This window comes from Ochrobactrum sp. RH2CCR150 (genome assembly GCA_014138095.1).
In the GTDB taxonomy this organism is placed as follows: domain Bacteria; phylum Pseudomonadota; class Alphaproteobacteria; order Rhizobiales; family Rhizobiaceae; genus Brucella; species Brucella gambitense.
The window spans coordinates 1-17,182 of the sequence record JACGXE010000028.1; the positions used below are offsets into that span (position 1 = coordinate 1).

Consider the following 17,182-nt stretch of genomic DNA (forward strand, 5'->3'; position numbering starts at 1 on the left):
TCCGGTGCAGCGTCGATCTGGTCATACGCCTTGAATTCACCGAAAAACTTCGTGATTGCCGCAGTCAGCGAGGTCTTGCCATGGTCAACGTGACCAATGGTGCCGATGTTAACGTGGGGCTTCGTACGTTCAAACTTACTCTTTGCCATTTGAGCTCTCCGTAAATTTAGCCTGCTCAGGCATTCTTTTGATTGGGAGCGTAACCTAGACGGTTACGCAAACTTCTTTTGGATTTCCTGTGCGACCGCCGTCGGAACCGGCTCATAATGGTCGAACTGCATCGTGTACTGTGCACGGCCCTGGGACATCGAACGCAGCGAGTTCACGTAGCCAAACATGTTGGCAAGCGGAACGTTTGCATTGACGACCGTGGCGATGCCGCGGGCTTCGGTGCCGGAAATCTGACCGCGACGCGAGTTCAGATCGCCGATAACGTCACCAACGTAATCTTCTGGCGTAACAACCTCGACCTTCATGATCGGTTCGAGGAGCTGGGCGCCAGCCTTCTGCGCACCTTCACGGAACGCTGCACGGGACGCGATTTCGAAGGCGAGAACAGACGAGTCAACGTCATGGTATGCGCCGTCGATCAGGGTGGCCTTCACGCCGAGCATCGGGAAGCCGGCGAGCGGACCCGCACCCATGACGCTTTCGATACCCTTCTGGACACCCGGAATGTATTCCTTCGGAACCGAGCCGCCGACGATCTTCGATTCGAAGATGAAATCGTCGCCATCATGCGGTTCGAAGATGATCTTCACGCGAGCGAACTGACCCGAACCACCCGACTGCTTCTTGTGGGTGTAATCGATTTCAGCCTGACGGGTGATCGATTCACGGTAAGCAACCTGCGGAGCACCGACGTTTGCTTCAACCTTGAATTCGCGCTTCATGCGATCGACGAGAATGTCGAGGTGAAGTTCGCCCATGCCGGCGATGATGGTCTGACCGGATTCCTCATCCGACTTGACGCGGAACGAAGGATCTTCAGCAGCCAGACGATTGAGCGCGATGCCCATCTTTTCCTGGTCAGCCTTGGTCTTAGGCTCGATCGCGATTTCGATAACCGGATCCGGGAATTCCATGCGTTCAAGGATAACCGGCTTCAGCGGATCGCAGAGCGTATCGCCAGTGGTGGTTTCCTTGAGGCCAGCCAGAGCAACGATGTCGCCTGCGAAGGCTTCTTCGATGTCTTCACGGCTGTTCGAGTGCATCTGCAGCATACGGCCGATGCGCTCACGCTTGCCCTTGACGGTGTTTTCGAGCGAAATGCCCTTGGTCAGCTTGCCCGAGTAAATACGGGCGAAGGTCAGCGAACCAACGAACGGATCGTTCATGATCTTGAATGCGAGCATCGAAAGCGGTGCTTCATCCGAAGATTCACGGGTGGTTTCCGTTTCGGTCTTGACGTCGATGCCCTTAATTGCAGGAACATCGGTCGGAGCCGGCAGGAATTCCACAACAGCGTCGAGAAGCGGCTGAATGCCACGGTTCTTGAACGCCGTACCGCAAAGAACCGGATGGAACTTAACGTCGATGGTACCACGGCGGATCAGTGCACGGAGCTGTTCATTCGTTGGCATGGTGCCTTCGAGGTAAGCTTCCATTGCAGCTTCGTCGATTTCCACGGCCAGCTCGATGAGCTTTTCGCGGTACTCTTCAGCTTGATCCTTAAGGTCTGCAGGGATTTCGCCAACTTCGGCAGCAGCGCCGATGGAGCCGTCCCAGGTCAGGGCCTTCATTTCGATCAGATCGATAACGCCGGTGAATTCGTTTTCAGCGCCGATCGGCAGCTGAACCGGAAGTGCAACAGCGCCAAGACGCGAGCCGACCATTTCTACGCAACGGAAGAAGTCAGCACCGATCTTGTCCATCTTGTTGACGAAGACCATACGCGGGACGTGGTACTTTTCAGCCTGACGCCACACGGTTTCCGTCTGAGGCTCAACGCCAGCGTTGGCGTCGAGCAGCGCGATTGCGCCGTCGAGAACACGGAGCGAGCGCTCGACTTCAATCGTGAAGTCGACGTGGCCCGGAGTGTCGATGATGTTGAAGCGGCGCTTCTTGCCATCCTGACCCTGCCAGAACGTGGTCGTAGCAGCGGACGTGATGGTGATACCGCGTTCCTGTTCCTGCTCCATCCAGTCCATGGTCGACGCACCATCGTGGGTTTCGCCGATCTTATGGTTCTTACCGGTATAGAACAGGATGCGCTCGGTCATCGTCGTCTTACCGGCGTCGATGTGAGCCATGATACCGAAATTGCGGTAGTCTTCGATTTTGTATTCGCGGGCCATGATAGTCGCTCTTTGAATAGGTTTCGACGATTACCAGCGGTAATGCGAGAAGGCGCGGTTGGCTTCAGCCATGCGGTGCGTGTCTTCACGCTTCTTCACAGCAGAACCACGGTTGTTAGCAGCGTCAAGCAGCTCACCGGAAAGACGATCGATCATTGTCGTCTCGTTACGGCCACGAGCTGCATTGATGAGCCAACGGATGGCAAGTGCCTGGCGGCGTTCTGGACGCACATCGACCGGAACCTGATAGGTTGCACCACCGACGCGGCGCGAACGGACTTCGACGTGCGGAGCTACGTTGTCGAGCGCCTGATGGAACAGCGCGACCGGCTCGGACTTTGCCTTGGCTTCGATTGAATCGAGCGCACCGTAAACGATGCTTTCAGCAACCGACTTCTTGCCATGCAGCATGACTGCATTCATGAACTTCGTGATAACGAGATCGCCGAACTTTGGATCCGGATTGATCTCACGCTTCTCAGCTTTATGACGTCTAGACATTTCGTCTTTTCTTTCAATTACATCGGGCTCAGCTCACCTTGCGGCAGCCGGTATCCCCGGAAAATCTTACTTCGGACGCTTTGCACCGTACTTCGAACGGCGCTGCTTGCGGTTCTTGACACCCTGGGTATCGAGAACGCCGCGGATGATGTGGTAACGCACACCCGGCAAGTCCTTTACGCGACCGCCGCGGATCATGACGACCGAGTGCTCCTGCAGGTTATGCCCTTCACCAGGAATATAACCGATAACTTCGAAGCCGTTCGTCAGACGAACCTTGGCAACCTTACGGAGAGCCGAGTTCGGCTTCTTCGGGGTCGTCGTGTACACGCGGGTGCAAACGCCGCGCTTCTGAGGGTTTGCCTGCAGTGCAGGAACCTTATTGCGCTTTACCGGCGCAATGCGCGGCTTGCGGATAAGCTGGTTTACGGTTGGCATACAACCTTCCTCTATAAAAAATCTCGTATCCACGCCCATATGGGCCGTTTCACCGCCATGCTGATGCACGAATTCGGGACAAGTCACGACAACCGGTGACCACCCCGAACAAAAGCAGAGGAAGCTGACGCTTCATGCGAACGGCAAATTGCATTTCGATCGTAAAACGAACCCTGTTTGAGACGAACTTCAGGACGCGTCGTCCCGAACAAGCCTGTCTCACATCGGCTCAGATGGGCTGCTGATACGTCTTTCGCGACGTTTCGTCAAGGGAGCAGAGCCAAGTTTCTTAGCCAAAGGGCAGGAAACCGGCGTTTCGGCCTTGGCCGGACAGGTTATTGCGCTGTGATCAGCGCTAAATCGCACTTATTTCGCGATCAAAACCGTCATTTTCGCGTGGCAGCATAGCGTTGACGCCCCGGAGCCGTTATTGAAACACATCCGAGTCGAAACGCAACCCAATATTAAGAGATTCTCAATGTCTTCCACTACCGCATCCACCGGCGACGATTCGCCAACGGTCCACCTGATCATCGCAGACGTCTGGAACGAAGGTGAAGAATCCCCTGTCGAAGTGCATCTGCTCATGAAGGCTGACGAAGACGAAGATCTGGTTCAGACCGTTCTCGGCATTCTCGCCGAGGAAGGTTATCATGAAGCCGAACTTCTCGAGATGGGCACCCTCACCGAAGAGCCTGCCGAAGAGCCGCACAAAAGTGCATGGGCAACCGCTCTGAGCGGCGAAGTCGCGCTGATCGAATTCGACGGCGACGACGAAGAAGAAGAGTAAGAGTAAGCTCTAGCCGAACATGGCTTAAAAGAATGAGGCGCATTCCGGAAATTGGATGCGCCTTTTTCTTTTGCTTTTGCAACCGCCTGCCCCACCAACCGAAGACAAACAAAAAGGCCGCCTCGAAAGGCGGCCTTTTTCAATTTTGTATCTACCGATTACTCGGCAGCGTTGTTTGTCATGTCCACCAGCATCGCATTGGCTTCCGACGAACCGGAAGACTTGCGGCGCTCGTCGATGATCAGCTCGTCGCGAGCCGTCGCGATGCGACGGATCTGGTTGGTCATGCCGCCAGTACCAGCCGGGATGAGACGGCCGACGATGACGTTTTCCTTGAGACCCTGCAGCGTGTCCATCTTGCCGGCAACCGCAGCTTCGGTAAGCACGCGGGTCGTTTCCTGGAACGACGCAGCCGAGATGAAGGACGGAGTCTGCAACGAAGCCTTGGTGATACCGAGGAGGACAGGATTGCCGTAACCCGGCTTCTTGCCTTCTTCGACCAGACGTTCGTTGATCTCGTCGAGTTCGATACGATCCACGTGATCGCCGGTGATGTAACCGGTATCGCCGGATTCGGTGATCTCGACCTTCTGCAGCATCTGACGAACAATCACTTCGATGTGCTTGTCGTTGATCAAAACGCCCTGCAAACGATAGACTTCCTGGATTTCGTTCACGAGGTACGAAGCCAGCGCTTCGACGCCCTTGATCGCCAGAATGTCATGCGGTGCCGGGTTGCCGTCGAGGATGTACTCACCCTTTTCGATAACGTCACCGTCCTGAAGATGGAACGGCTTGCCCTTCGGAATGAGGTACTCGACCGGCTCGACCGTTTCGTCGTTCGGCTCGATGATGATGCGACGCTTGTTCTTGTAGTCGCGACCGAAACGAACGGTACCATCGATCTCTGCGATCACGGCATGGTCCTTCGGACGACGTGCTTCGAACAGTTCGGCAACGCGCGGCAGACCACCGGTGATGTCCTTGGTCTTGGCGCTTTCCATCGGCAGACGGGCGATAACGTCACCAGCCTTTACATGGCTGCCCGGTTCGACCGAAAGGATCGATTCCACCGAGAGCATGAAGCGGGCATCGCCACCCTTCGACAGCTTGAGGATCTTGCCAGCCTTGTCCTTGATGACCATGGCAGGCTTGAGATCCGAACCGCGAGGGGTCGAACGCCAGTCGATAACGACGCGCTTGGTGATACCGGTCGACTCGTCCGCAGATTCCGAAACCGAAAGACCATCGACGAGATCTTCGAACTCAACGTAGCCTTCAACTTCGGTCATGATCGGACGGGTGTACGGATCCCACTCGGCAATACGCTGACCGCGCTTGACCGTGTCGGCCTCGTCAACGAACAAACGCGAACCGTAGGTCACGCGATGGACCGCACGTTCCTTGCCCGTGTTGTCGAGGATCAGGACAGCCATGTTACGGCCCATCACCACGAGGTTGCCATCGGAGTTGCGAACCACATTGCGGTTACGCAGCTTGACGGTACCTTCATACGAAGCTTCCAGATAGGACGAGTCGACAACCTGTGCCGTGCCGCCCAAGTGGAAGGTACGCATGGTGAGCTGGGTGCCCGGCTCGCCGATCGACTGAGCAGCGATGACGCCGACAGCTTCACCCTGATTGACCGGAGTACCGCGTGCAAGGTCGCGACCATAGCACTTGGCGCAAACGCCGTTGCGGGTTTCGCAAGTCAGTGCCGAACGAATACGGATCGACTGGATCGCCGCCTTCTCGATGATCTCGACGTCCTTTTCCTCGATCATGCGGCCGGCTTCGACGATGACTTCGCCGGTGGTCGGATGCAGGATCGGATCCAGAGCCGTACGGCCCAGAACGCGCTGACCAATCGAAGCCACGATCTGACCGGCATCGACGATCGGCTGCATGGTGAGACCGATTTCGGCGCCGCAATCGACTTCCGAAATGATCGCATCCTGTGCAACGTCAACGAGACGACGGGTCAGGTAGCCCGAGTTAGCAGTCTTCAAGGCGGTGTCTGCCAGACCCTTACGGGCACCGTGGGTCGAGTTGAAGTACTCGTTAACGGTCAGGCCTTCCTTGAAGTTCGAAATGATCGGGGTTTCGATGATTTCACCCGACGGCTTGGCCATCAGGCCGCGCATACCGCCAAGCTGACGCATCTGGTTGACCGAACCACGGGCACCCGAATGCGACATCATGTAGACCGAATTCATCTGCTTCTGGCGACCGGTCACCGGATCGAATTCAACGGCCTTCAGGCGCGCCATCATCTCTTCGGTGATCTTGTCGGTTGCCTTACCCCAGGCGTCTACGACCTTGTTGTACTTTTCGCCCTGAGTGATCAGGCCGTCATTGTACTGCTGTTCGTATTCAGTCGTAAGCGCTTCGGTGTCCGCAACGATCTTCGCCTTGGTGTCCGGAATGACCATGTCATCCTTACCAAACGAGATACCCGCACGGCAGGCATGGGCAAAGCCGAGCTGCATGATGCGATCGCAGAAGATAACCGTCTCTTTCTGACCGCAATGGCGGTAGACGTGGTCGATCATCTTGGAGATGTTCTTCTTGGTCATCTCCTGATTGCAGATGTCGAACGGCACCATGGCGTTCTTCGGCAGCAGTTCACCCGTGATCATGCGGCCAGGCGTCGTGTCGTAAATCTTCGACACAGGCTTGCCTTCGGCATCGACCGTCTTGAAACGGCCCTTGATCTTGGTGTGCAGCGTGACGGTCTTGGTTTCCAGCGCGTGCTGAAGTTCGCCCATATCGGCAAACATCATGCCCTCGCCCGGCTCCTTGTCTGCCACGATGGACAGATAATAGAGGCCAAGAACCATGTCCTGCGAAGGAACGATGATCGGCGCGCCGTTTGCCGGGTGCAGGATGTTGTTGGTCGACATCATCAGCACGCGTGCTTCAAGCTGGGCTTCAAGCGACAGCGGGACGTGAACAGCCATCTGGTCACCGTCGAAGTCGGCGTTGAACGCCGTACAAACGAGCGGATGCAGCTGGATTGCCTTGCCTTCGATCAGCGTGGGTTCGAAGGCCTGGATGCCAAGACGGTGCAGCGTCGGAGCGCGGTTCAGAAGAACCGGATGCTCACGGATCACTTCGTCAAGAATATCCCAGACTTCCGGACGCTCCTTTTCAACCAGCTTCTTCGCCTGCTTGACGGTGGACGAATAGCCCTTGGCGTCAAGACGAGCGTAGATGAACGGCTTGAACAGCTCGAGCGCCATCTTCTTCGGCAGACCGCACTGGTGAAGCTTCAGTTCCGGACCGGTCACGATAACCGAACGGCCGGAATAGTCGACGCGCTTACCGAGCAGGTTCTGACGGAAGCGGCCCTGCTTGCCCTTGAGCATGTCGGACAGCGACTTCAGCGGACGCTTGTTGGCGCCGGTGATCACGCGGCCACGACGGCCGTTGTCGAACAGCGCGTCCACAGCTTCCTGTAGCATGCGCTTTTCGTTACGGATGATGATGCCCGGTGCGCGCAGTTCGATCAGACGCTTCAGACGGTTGTTACGGTTGATAACGCGGCGATACAGATCGTTCAGATCCGACGTCGCGAAACGACCGCCGTCCAGCGGCACGAGCGGACGCAGATCCGGCGGAATGACCGGAACAATCTTCATGATCATCCATTCCGGGCGGTTTCCCGACTCCAGAAAGTTTTCGACGATCTTCAGACGCTTCATCAGCTTCTTCTGCTTCAGGTCCGAGGTGGTCTCGGCCAGATCGACGCGCAGATCGGCGGCAATCTTTTCGAGTTCCATCGAAGCCAGAAGCTCGTAGATAGCTTCTGCACCAATAAGAGCCGTGAACTGATCTTCGCCGAATTCATCGACGGCGATCATGTATTCCTCTTCCGAAAGAAGCTGATGCTCCTTCAGCGAGGTCAGGCCCGGTTCGGTCACGATGTAGTTTTCGAAATACAGGACGCGCTCGATATCCTTGAGCGTCATGTCCAGCAGCGTGCCGATACGGCTTGGCAGCGACTTCAAAAACCAGATGTGAGCAACCGGAGCTGCGAGTTCGATGTGGCCCATACGCTCGCGACGAACGCGCGAAAGCGTGACTTCCACACCGCACTTTTCGCAGATGATGCCCTTGTATTTCATACGCTTGTACTTGCCGCACAAGCATTCATAGTCCTTGATCGGGCCGAAGATGCGCGCGCAGAAGAGACCATCGCGTTCTGGCTTGAACGTACGGTAGTTGATAGTCTCCGGCTTCTTGATCTCGCCGTATGACCAGGACAGAATCTTCTCAGGGCTGGCGATCGAGATTCTGATGGAATCGAACGTTTGCGCTGGAGCCTGAGGATTGAAAAGATTCATGACCTCTTGGTTCATGCCGTTCTCCTTAAGGGCGATCCGCCGCCCTGTGTGTCGTCGATGACAGGCTGAAAATCCCTGCCATCCGGAAAAGAAATCGCGGTACTACTCAGTTTTGAACTGGCTTGCCGTAGTCTCGTTCCCTCTTGCGGCAAATAAATTCGCCTTCACTGGAAACGAGTATACGGGCGCGCCACGGCAAGACCATGGCGCGCCTCGATTTTTTTACTCTGCAGCGTCCGGCAGGGCCGGCTGTTCAGCATCGCGCGTGTCGTCGAGTTCGACATTGAGACCGAGCGAGCGCATTTCCTTGACGAGAACGTTGAAGCTCTCTGGAATACCCGCTTCGAACGTGTCGTCTCCGCGCACGATGGCTTCGTAGACCTTGGTACGGCCTGCCACGTCGTCCGACTTGACCGTAAGCATTTCCTGCAGCGTGTAAGCTGCACCGTATGCTTCCAGTGCCCAGACCTCCATTTCGCCGAAGCGCTGGCCGCCGAACTGGGCCTTACCGCCCAGAGGCTGCTGCGTAACGAGCGAGTAAGGTCCGATCGAACGGGCGTGGATCTTGTCGTCGACCAGGTGGTGGAGCTTCAACATGTAGATGTAGCCCATGGTCACCTGACGGTCGAACGGCTCACCCGTACGTCCATCATACAGCGTCGACTGACCCGAGGTCGCAAGACCGGCATCCGTCAGCATCGCATTGATGTCGGCTTCGACTGCACCGTCGAAGACCGGCGTTGCGATGGACACGCCGCGCTTCACCTGATTGGCCAGCATGACAACGGAATCGTCGTCATAAGACCGGATCGGCTCGTTGCGGTCGTTGTCCGGATAGATGTGCTCCAGCGTCTCGCGCAGCGGCTCAATATTGGCCGTCTTGCGGTAAACGTCGAGAAGCTCACCGATCTTCTTGCCCATGCCAGCGCATGCCCAGCCGAGGTGGGTTTCCAGAATCTGGCCCACGTTCATACGGCTCGGAACGCCAAGCGGGTTCAGCACGATGTCAGCATGCGTACCGTCTTCGAGGAACGGCATGTCTTCGACCGGCAGAATGCGCGAAACCACACCCTTGTTGCCGTGACGGCCAGCCATCTTGTCGCCTGGCTGGATCTTGCGCTTCACAGCGACAAAGACCTTGACCATCTTCATGACGCCTGGAGGCATCTCGTCGCCGCGCTGTACCTTTTCGACCTTGTCCATGAAGCGTGCTTCGAGCAGCTTCTTGGATTCGTCGTACTGGCCACGCAGAGCTTCCAATTCACCCTGAAGCTTTTCGTCTTCAACGGCAAACTGCCACCATTGCGAACGCGGATACTCGGTCATGAGTTCGCGGCTGATCGTCGTGCCCTTCTTGAAGCCCTTCGGGCCGGCAGCGGCAACCTTGCCATCGATCATGTCGGCGAGACGGCCATAGACGTTGCGGTCCAGGATAGCCTGTTCGTCGTCACGGTCCTTGGCGAGACGCTCGATCTCTTCGCGCTCGATAGCCATGGCGCGTTCGTCCTTTTCAACGCCGTGGCGATTGAAAACGCGAACTTCCACAACGGTACCGTAGGTTCCGGGCGGCATGCGCATGGAGGTGTCACGAACATCGGACGCCTTTTCACCGAAGATGGCGCGCAGAAGCTTTTCTTCCGGCGTCATCGGGCTTTCGCCCTTCGGTGTGATCTTGCCGACAAGAATGTCGCCAGGATGCACTTCAGCACCGATGTAAACGATACCGGCTTCGTCGAGGTTCTTCAGCGCTTCTTCCGAAACGTTCGGAATGTCGCGGGTGATTTCCTCAGGTCCAAGCTTGGTGTCACGGGCGGCAACTTCGAATTCCTCGATGTGGATCGAGGTGAACACGTCGTCCGAAACGATCTTTTCCGAGAGAAGGATCGAATCTTCGTAGTTGTAGCCGTTCCACGGCATGAACGCGACGAGCACGTTGCGGCCGAGAGCCAGATCACCGAGATCGGTCGACGGACCGTCAGCAATGATGTCGCCCTTACCGATCGGATCGCCGACGCGAACGAGCGGACGCTGATTGATACAGGTCGACTGGTTCGAACGCTGGAACTTCTGCAGACGATAGATATCGACGCCCGACTTGGACGGATCGAGATCTTCCGTAGCGCGGATAACGATACGGGTCGCATCGACCTGATCGACGAAACCGCCACGACGCGCTGCAATCGCTGCACCGGAGTCGCGAGCCACAATCGGTTCCATACCCGTACCGACGAACGGCGCTTCAGCGCGAACGAGCGGCACAGCCTGACGCTGCATGTTCGAGCCCATGAGGGCGCGGTTGGCGTCGTCGTTTTCAAGGAACGGAATGAGCGCTGCTGCAACCGAAACGAGCTGCTTTGGCGAAACGTCCATCAGGTCCACGTTTTCACGCGGCGCCATCATCACTTCACCGGCATGACGGCAGATGACGAATTCGTCAACAAAACCGCCCTGTGCGTCCAGCTCTACGTTTGCCTGGGCAACCGAGTGCTTGGCTTCTTCCATGGCCGACAGATAGACAACGTCGTTCGTTACCTTACCGTCGATCACCTTACGGTACGGGCTTTCGATAAAGCCGTACTTGTTGACGCGGGCAAAGGTTGCAAGCGAGTTGATCAGACCAATATTCGGGCCTTCCGGCGTTTCAATCGGGCAGATACGGCCATAGTGGGTCGGATGCACGTCGCGGACTTCGAAGCCAGCGCGCTCACGGGTCAAACCGCCCGGTCCAAGAGCCGAAAGACGGCGCTTGTGGGTGATTTCCGAAAGCGGGTTGGTCTGATCCATGAACTGTGACAGCTGTGACGAACCGAAGAATTCACGAACGGCAGCCGCTGCGGGCTTCGCGTTGATGAGATCCTGCGGCATGACCGTGTCGATTTCGATCGAGGACATACGTTCCTTGATCGCGCGCTCCATGCGGAGCAGACCGACGCGGTACTGATTTTCCATCAGCTCGCCGACCGAACGCACGCGGCGGTTGCCAAGATTGTCGATATCGTCGATTTCGCCACGACCGTCACGCAGTTCCACGAGCATTTTGACCACGGCCAAAATGTCTTCCTTGCGCAGCACGCGCACGGTGTCTTCCGCATCGAGGTCCAGACGCATGTTCATCTTGACGCGACCGACGGCCGAAAGGTCGTAACGTTCTGCATCGAAGAACAGCGAGTTGAACATCGCTTCGGCGGAATCCATCGTAGGCGGTTCGCCCGGACGCATCACGCGGTAGATGTCGAACAGTGCGTCCTGACGGCTCTCGTTCTTATCGACAGCCAGCGTGTTACGGATGTAACCGCCGATGTTGATATGATCGATGTCCAGAACGTTGATCTCGGTTTCACCGGTGTCGAGCAGCGTCTTGAGGACCTTCTCGTCAATTTCGTCACCAGCTTCGAGATAGATCTCGCCGGTTGCGTAATTGACGACGTCTTCCGCCAGATAAGCGCCGAACAGGTCGTCTTCGGTAGCCTTGATGGCCTTCAGACCCTTTTCAGCAAGCTGCTTGGCCGAACGGGCCGTGAGCTTCTTACCGGCTTCCAGAACAACTTCGCCCGTATCCGCGTCGATGAGATCGGAAATGATCTTCATGCCCTTGAAGCGGTCAGCGGAATACGGAATGCGCCAGTTGTCGCCGTCACGCGAATAGGTGACGGTCTTGTAGAAGGTCGACAGAATTTCTTCGCCGTCCATGCCGAGCGCCATGAGCAGCGTCGTTGCCGGCAGCTTGCGGCGACGGTCGATACGCGCATAGACGATGTCCTTGGAATCGAACTCGATGTCGAGCCAGGAACCGCGGTAAGGAATGACGCGAGCAGCGAACAGGAGCTTACCCGAAGAGTGGGTTTTGCCCTTGTCGTGATCGAAGAAGACGCCCGGCGAACGGTGCATCTGCGAAACGATCACGCGCTCCGTGCCGTTGACGATGAAGGTGCCGTTGTCGGTCATGAGCGGCATATCGCCCATGTACACGTCCTGCTCCTTGATGTCCTTGATGGACTTCGCGCCGGTATCTTCGTCAATATCGAATACGATAAGACGCAGCGTCACCTTGAGCGGCGCAGAATAGGTCAGGTCGCGCTGACGGCATTCGTCAACGTCGAACTTCGGTGGATCGAATTCGTAACGGACGAATTCGAGCATGGAAGCGCCGGAGAAATCCTGGATAGGGAAAACAGACTTGAAAACCGCCTGCAAACCCTCGTCAGGACGCCCACCGGATGGTTCTGCAACCATTAGGAACTGGTCGTAAGATGCCTTCTGAACCTCGATAAGGTTCGGCATCTCGGCGACCTCTGGGATCTTGCCGAAAAATTTGCGTACGCGCTTGCGACCATTGAATGAATGGGTCTGAGCCATCGTCGCTCCTCGTTCTATAGCCTTGCGGCTTGCTCACGCCTTGCGGCCTTTATCATGCGCCGCCTTGCGGCGGTCCTTCGAGCGTATGGCTTTTCAAGTTGATGAGACCTGAAACCGACCATGCGCAATCTCGTCGTATCAGTGCACCCTATTCGCTGATTCGCGCTTTAGGTGCTCTAATGGGCTAAAACCCATTTCCTGAAAGCCGCTCTGGCGTTCAGAAAAAGGGTTTCCACTTAGTCGATCCACCGTCTGACGGGCGGAAACTGGCGGATGGAAAACCATCCGCCAGAATAGTCCGAACTTACTTGAGTTCGACCTTGGCGCCAGCAGCTTCGAGCTGTGCCTTGATCTTCTCAGCTTCGTCCTTCGAAGCGGCTTCCTTGACAGCCTTAGGAGCGCCTTCGACGAGGTCCTTAGCTTCCTTGAGGCCGAGACCGGTGATTGCGCGCACTTCCTTGATCACGTTGATCTTGTTAGCGCCGCCATCGACGAGAACGACGTCGAATTCGGTCTTTTCTTCAGCAGCAGCGGCCGGAGCAGCGCCACCAGCAGCAGCAACTGCTACAGGAGCAGCAGCCGAAACGCCCCACTTCTCTTCGAGAAGCTTCGAAAGCTCAGCAGCTTCGAGAACGGTCAGTGCCGACAGGTCGTCAACGATCTTTGCGAGATCAGCCATTTTGGTATTTCCTTAGTTTCAAGGTTTGAACAATTGACAGCGAAAAACGGCCTTACGCCGCCTCGTTCTTCCGGGCGTGCGCGCCAATAACGCGAGCGATCTGGCCCGCTGGTGCGCTGGTAAGTACTGCGAGACGCTGAGCCGGGGTCTGGATCATTCCAACCAGCTTTGCGCGCAGTTCGTCGAGCGATGGGAGCGAAGCAAGCGACTTGACGCCATCGGCGTTAAGCGTCGTTGCACCCATTGCACCGCCAAGGATAACGAGCTTGTCGTTAGTCTTGGCGAATTCGACGGCTACTTTCGGAGCAGCAATCGGGTCGTTTGCATAAGCAACAACCGTCTGACCTGTAAACAGATCAGAAATGCCTTCCGATTCCGTGCCCTGAAGAGCGATTTTGGCAAGGCGGTTTTTCGCGACTTTAACGGACCCACCTGCATCACGCATCTTCGAGCGAAGATCGCTCATCTGCGCAACGGTGAGACCGGTATAGTGGGCCACGACGACCGAACCGGACTCTTTAAAAGCGCCGTTCAGCCACGAGACAAATTCGCGTTTTTCCGCTCTATCCACTGTCTCTCTCCAGTAGGCAGGACCACATGGCCCTGCCGGGTTGCCTTTGTCGGACGAACTTCACAATCAGCCCGACGTTCGAGGATCCTGTCCCCTTCAGCGCCACCTGCAGAAGCAGGCTTTGCCCAAAGGCAACTACGGTTCAAACCTTGCATGCGTTCACACGCGAAACAGGGTTATTCCACGTCTCATGCAGGCCGTATGTTTAAGGACTATCACCCGAAGATGATGATCCGCCTGCAATCTCGGACAGGATAACCGGACTTTCGTCCGGCTATCCGGATCATACGATCCGGAATTCTTGCACTTTGACCGCTTTCGCGATGCCGGCGTGCCACCGATACGCCCTCCCCTGAAGGAAAGGCTTAGGCTCCGGCGAACCGGAGCCCTGATAGATTAAGCGACGTCCTTGACGGTTGCCGGATCGACCTTGACGCCAACGCCCATGGTCGAGGAAAGCGAAACGCGCTTGACGTATTCGCCCTTGGCAGCAGTCGGCTTTGCCTTGATGACGGCGTCAGCGAATGCCTTGATGTTTTCTTCGAGCTTCTGCGAGTCGAACGAAACCTTGCCGATACCGGCATGGATGATACCAGCCTTCTCGACGCGGAATTCAACTGCACCGCCCTTGGAAGCAGCAACAGCGGCAGCAACGTCGGTGGTGACGGTGCCAACCTTCGGGTTCGGCATCATGCCACGCGGGCCGAGAACCTTACCGAGACGACCGACGAGCGGCATCATGTCCGGGGTTGCAATGCAGCGATCGAAGTCGATCTTGCCGCCATTGACGATTTCGAACAGTTCTTCCGCACCGACGATGTCGGCGCCAGCCTTCTTGGCTTCTTCAGCCTTGTCGCCACGTGCGAAAACAGCAACGCGAACCGTACGGCCGGTGCCGTTCGGCAGGTTGACAACGCCGCGAACCATCTGGTCAGCGTGACGCGGGTCAACGCCGAGGTTCATCGCGATTTCGATGGTTTCATCGAACTTGGCGATTGCACGTTCCTTGACGAGGCCGATAGCAGCCGACAGATCGTACAGCTTGTTACGATCGACGCCTTCGCGGATCTTGTTAATGCGCTTGGAAATCTTCGCCATCGTCTCAGCCCACCACTTCCAGGCCCATCGAACGGGCAGAACCTTCGATCATGCGCATCGCTGCTTCAATGTCAGCGGCGTTCAGATCTTTCATCTTCGCTTCAGCGATCGTGCGAACCTTGTCGCGGGAGATCGTGCCGGCGCTTGCCTTGCCCGGGGTCTTCGAACCGGACTTGAGGTTAGCGGCCTTCTTGAGGAAGTAGGTCACCGGAGGGGTCTTCATCACAAAAGTGAAAGACTTGTCCTGGTAATAGGTGATCACGACTGGAATCGGCGAACCTTTTTCCATTTCCTGCGAGGCAGCGTTGAACGCCTTGCAGAATTCCATGATGTTGATGCCGCGCTGACCCAGAGCCGGGCCGATCGGAGGCGACGGATTGGCCGCACCGGCTGCTACCTGCAGCTTGAGCTGGCCTGCAATTTTCTTAGCCATTACTTTCTGCCTTTTTTTACAATGCCGGAAAACCGGCTTCTCGATTGACGCCGGAAAATCCGGCTTTCGACTGACGCCAATCAGACAAATGTCAGACTGACGGGCAGTTCGGTGGTGCGGATATCGACGACCGGCTAAGCCGCCTTCCCTTCCACCACTTCCACTCCGGTTGGATTTTTGATCCCGCTTATGCCCTCAGGCTCAATTCAGGATCTCGCTCCGGAGTGAAATACCCTTGCGGGCAAACGATCAGAGCTTATCGACCTGACCGTATTCCAGATCCACAGGCGTCGCGCGCCCGAAGATGGAAACTTCAACCTTGAGACGCGCGCGCTCTTCGTCGACTTCCTGAACGATACCGTTGAACGATGCGAACGGACCGTCGGAAACGCGAACCTGCTCACCGATTTCGAAGGAGACCGAGGTCTTCGGACGATCAACACCATCCTGAACCTGGTTCAGAATCTGATCGACTTCCTTCTGGGAAACCGGGACCGGCTTGGAGTCACCGAGGAAACCGGTGACGCGCGGCGTATTCTTGATCAGCGAAAAGACGGCATCGGTCAGCGTGGCATGCACGAGCACATAACCCGGAAAGAACTTGCGCTCAGCATCGACCTTGCGGCCGCGGCGCACTTCAACGATCTTTTCGGTTGGCACAACGATCTGTTCAATCAGATTGGACAGACCCTTCTGCGCAGCCTTGGCTTCGATGTCCTCAGCCACCTTCTTTTCGAAATTTGAATAGGCGTGAACGATGTACCAGCGCGCCGTCATCTAAAAACTCCCCAATCCTGACTTATCGACCAAGGCCGAGAATAAATTCTACGCCATAGGCCATAAGCTGGTCGGCAAGGAAAAAGAACGCAGCAGCCAGAAACGCCATAATCACCACCATAATGGTGGAGATAATCGTTTCACGCCGGGTCGGCCAGGTTACCTTCGCCGTTTCGGCGCGGACCTGCTGAAGAAAGGTGATCGGATTCGTTTTGGATGCCATCTGCCGCTCTGTCATTGATCGAGCGCGACCTCCAAACTTTGAAGTGCCAATTGTTTCAATCAGCGAATCAGAAGCCGGAACCCACGCGTATACGGCGCGCAAAGCTGAATTATCAGCCCCACGCACCGCGTGTCTGTTGACGTTACATAGAATCGATTCCCACAAAACACAAGCCCAAAGGTTAAAAGAATACCATACAGGCTTGTCGGAAACCCGACCCTTGCACACACCGCTCTATCACACCATTCAATCGTGCAACTGCGGCCTTCCCTGCCCGGCCAACAAATCCTGCAGGAAATTATCATTCTCCGACAATGCCATAGACCGCTAGAACAGCGCTCAATATGAGCAGCGTCGAAAAAGTTAAGGCAACGTAAACGCTGCCAGACTTATCCTTATATAGAAAACGGGCGCATGCAGTCAAGCCGCATACACCCGTTTCAAAAATGGCAGGGGCAGCAGGGCTCGAACCCGCGACCTACGGTTTTGGAGACCGTCGCTCTACCAACTGAGCTATACCCCTATATGACGCTGGGCGTCATAATGACCGGCGGCGAACCGCCGATCAATGATAATTCATTACTCGATGATCGAAGCGACGATGCCTGCACCGACGGTGCGGCCACCTTCACGGATAGCGAAGCGGAGCTTCTCTTCCATGGCGATCGGGACG

Annotated in this window: 13 protein-coding genes, 1 tRNA gene and 1 pseudogene; 1 reads left to right on the top strand and 14 read right to left on the bottom strand. The window is 56.3% G+C overall.

Annotated features, from left to right (window positions below; translation table 11 throughout):
- The 4 genes from FHW03_RS25520 to rpsL all read right to left on the bottom strand — a co-directional run.
- On the bottom strand, nt 1–149 hold a 149-nt coding region (locus FHW03_RS25520; protein WP_247643168.1), incomplete at its 3' end, for a GTP-binding protein.
- Between the two features lie 63 nt (nt 150–212).
- Nucleotides 213–2,297, bottom strand: a complete 2,085-nt coding sequence (gene fusA / locus FHW03_RS25525) for an elongation factor G (RefSeq protein ID WP_182523222.1) — start codon at nt 2,295–2,297, stop codon at nt 213–215.
- A gap of 30 nt (nt 2,298–2,327) precedes the next feature.
- A complete protein-coding gene (gene rpsG / locus FHW03_RS25530; RefSeq protein ID WP_105542090.1) occupies nt 2,328–2,798 on the bottom strand; it encodes a 30S ribosomal protein S7 in 471 nt (156 codons plus the stop codon).
- Nucleotides 2,799–2,864: 66 nt separating this feature from the next.
- Nucleotides 2,865–3,236, bottom strand: coding sequence for a 30S ribosomal protein S12 (gene rpsL, locus FHW03_RS25535; protein WP_006471111.1), 372 nt, complete (start codon nt 3,234–3,236; stop codon nt 2,865–2,867).
- Between the two features lie 478 nt (nt 3,237–3,714).
- Here rpsL and FHW03_RS25540 point away from each other — a divergent pair, with 478 nt between their 5' ends.
- Nucleotides 3,715–4,026, top strand: coding sequence for a hypothetical protein (locus tag FHW03_RS25540; RefSeq protein WP_182523223.1), 312 nt, complete (start codon nt 3,715–3,717; stop codon nt 4,024–4,026).
- Between the two features lie 158 nt (nt 4,027–4,184).
- Here the strand turns inward: FHW03_RS25540 and rpoC are convergent, their stop codons facing one another.
- The 10 genes and pseudogenes from rpoC to FHW03_RS25590 all read right to left on the bottom strand — a co-directional run.
- A complete protein-coding gene (gene rpoC, locus FHW03_RS25545; RefSeq protein ID WP_182523224.1) occupies nt 4,185–8,387 on the bottom strand; it encodes a DNA-directed RNA polymerase subunit beta' in 4,203 nt (1,400 codons plus the stop codon).
- A 207-nt stretch (nt 8,388–8,594) separates the two neighbouring features.
- The gene (gene rpoB / locus FHW03_RS25550; protein ID WP_182523225.1) at nt 8,595–12,728 is read right to left on the bottom strand and encodes a DNA-directed RNA polymerase subunit beta; all 4,134 of its coding nucleotides are present in this window, start codon (nt 12,726–12,728) and stop codon (nt 8,595–8,597) included.
- Between the two features lie 304 nt (nt 12,729–13,032).
- The gene (gene rplL / locus FHW03_RS25555) at nt 13,033–13,407 is read right to left on the bottom strand and encodes a 50S ribosomal protein L7/L12 (RefSeq protein WP_061346151.1); all 375 of its coding nucleotides are present in this window, start codon (nt 13,405–13,407) and stop codon (nt 13,033–13,035) included.
- Between the two features lie 52 nt (nt 13,408–13,459).
- Nucleotides 13,460–13,978 carry a 50S ribosomal protein L10 gene (rplJ, locus tag FHW03_RS25560; protein WP_182523226.1) on the bottom strand — a complete coding sequence of 173 codons (519 nt, stop codon included), beginning with the start codon at nt 13,976–13,978 and terminating at the stop codon, nt 13,460–13,462.
- Between the two features lie 396 nt (nt 13,979–14,374).
- Nucleotides 14,375–15,076: a 50S ribosomal protein L1 gene (gene rplA / locus FHW03_RS25565; protein ID WP_182523227.1), complete on the bottom strand. Its 702-nt coding sequence runs from the start codon at nt 15,074–15,076 to the stop codon at nt 14,375–14,377.
- A gap of 4 nt (nt 15,077–15,080) precedes the next feature.
- Nucleotides 15,081–15,509, bottom strand: a complete 429-nt coding sequence (gene rplK / locus FHW03_RS25570) for a 50S ribosomal protein L11 (protein ID WP_010659903.1) — start codon at nt 15,507–15,509, stop codon at nt 15,081–15,083.
- 249 nt (nt 15,510–15,758) lie between these two features.
- Nucleotides 15,759–16,286 (bottom strand): transcription termination/antitermination protein NusG, encoded by a 528-nt coding sequence (gene nusG, locus FHW03_RS25575; protein WP_078341275.1) that lies wholly within the window; start codon nt 16,284–16,286, stop codon nt 15,759–15,761.
- A gap of 22 nt (nt 16,287–16,308) precedes the next feature.
- Nucleotides 16,309–16,509, bottom strand: a complete 201-nt coding sequence (gene secE / locus FHW03_RS25580; protein ID WP_078341276.1) for a preprotein translocase subunit SecE — start codon at nt 16,507–16,509, stop codon at nt 16,309–16,311.
- A 447-nt stretch (nt 16,510–16,956) separates the two neighbouring features.
- Nucleotides 16,957–17,032, bottom strand: a tRNA-Trp gene (locus FHW03_RS25585).
- Nucleotides 17,033–17,088: 56 nt separating this feature from the next.
- Nucleotides 17,089–17,182, bottom strand: a pseudogene (locus tag FHW03_RS25590) (elongation factor Tu); the annotation flags it as partial.

What these genes read in the sequence shown, in the direction of transcription:
- fusA (WP_182523222.1), bottom strand. Translation starts at nt 2,297, where the DNA reads ATGGCCCGCGAATACAAAATCGAAGACTACCGCAATTTCGGTATCATG.
- rpsG (WP_105542090.1), bottom strand. Translation starts at nt 2,798, where the DNA reads ATGTCTAGACGTCATAAAGCTGAGAAGCGTGAGATCAATCCGGATCCA.
- rpsL (WP_006471111.1), bottom strand. Translation starts at nt 3,236, where the DNA reads ATGCCAACCGTAAACCAGCTTATCCGCAAGCCGCGCATTGCGCCGGTA.
- FHW03_RS25540 (WP_182523223.1), top strand. Translation starts at nt 3,715, where the DNA reads ATGTCTTCCACTACCGCATCCACCGGCGACGATTCGCCAACGGTCCAC.
- rpoC (WP_182523224.1), bottom strand. Translation starts at nt 8,387, where the DNA reads ATGAACCAAGAGGTCATGAATCTTTTCAATCCTCAGGCTCCAGCGCAA.
- rpoB (WP_182523225.1), bottom strand. Translation starts at nt 12,728, where the DNA reads ATGGCTCAGACCCATTCATTCAATGGTCGCAAGCGCGTACGCAAATTT.
- rplL (WP_061346151.1), bottom strand. Translation starts at nt 13,407, where the DNA reads ATGGCTGATCTCGCAAAGATCGTTGACGACCTGTCGGCACTGACCGTT.
- rplA (WP_182523227.1), bottom strand. Translation starts at nt 15,076, where the DNA reads ATGGCGAAGATTTCCAAGCGCATTAACAAGATCCGCGAAGGCGTCGAT.
- rplK (WP_010659903.1), bottom strand. Translation starts at nt 15,509, where the DNA reads ATGGCTAAGAAAATTGCAGGCCAGCTCAAGCTGCAGGTAGCAGCCGGT.
- nusG (WP_078341275.1), bottom strand. Translation starts at nt 16,286, where the DNA reads ATGACGGCGCGCTGGTACATCGTTCACGCCTATTCAAATTTCGAAAAG.
- secE (WP_078341276.1), bottom strand. Translation starts at nt 16,509, where the DNA reads ATGGCATCCAAAACGAATCCGATCACCTTTCTTCAGCAGGTCCGCGCC.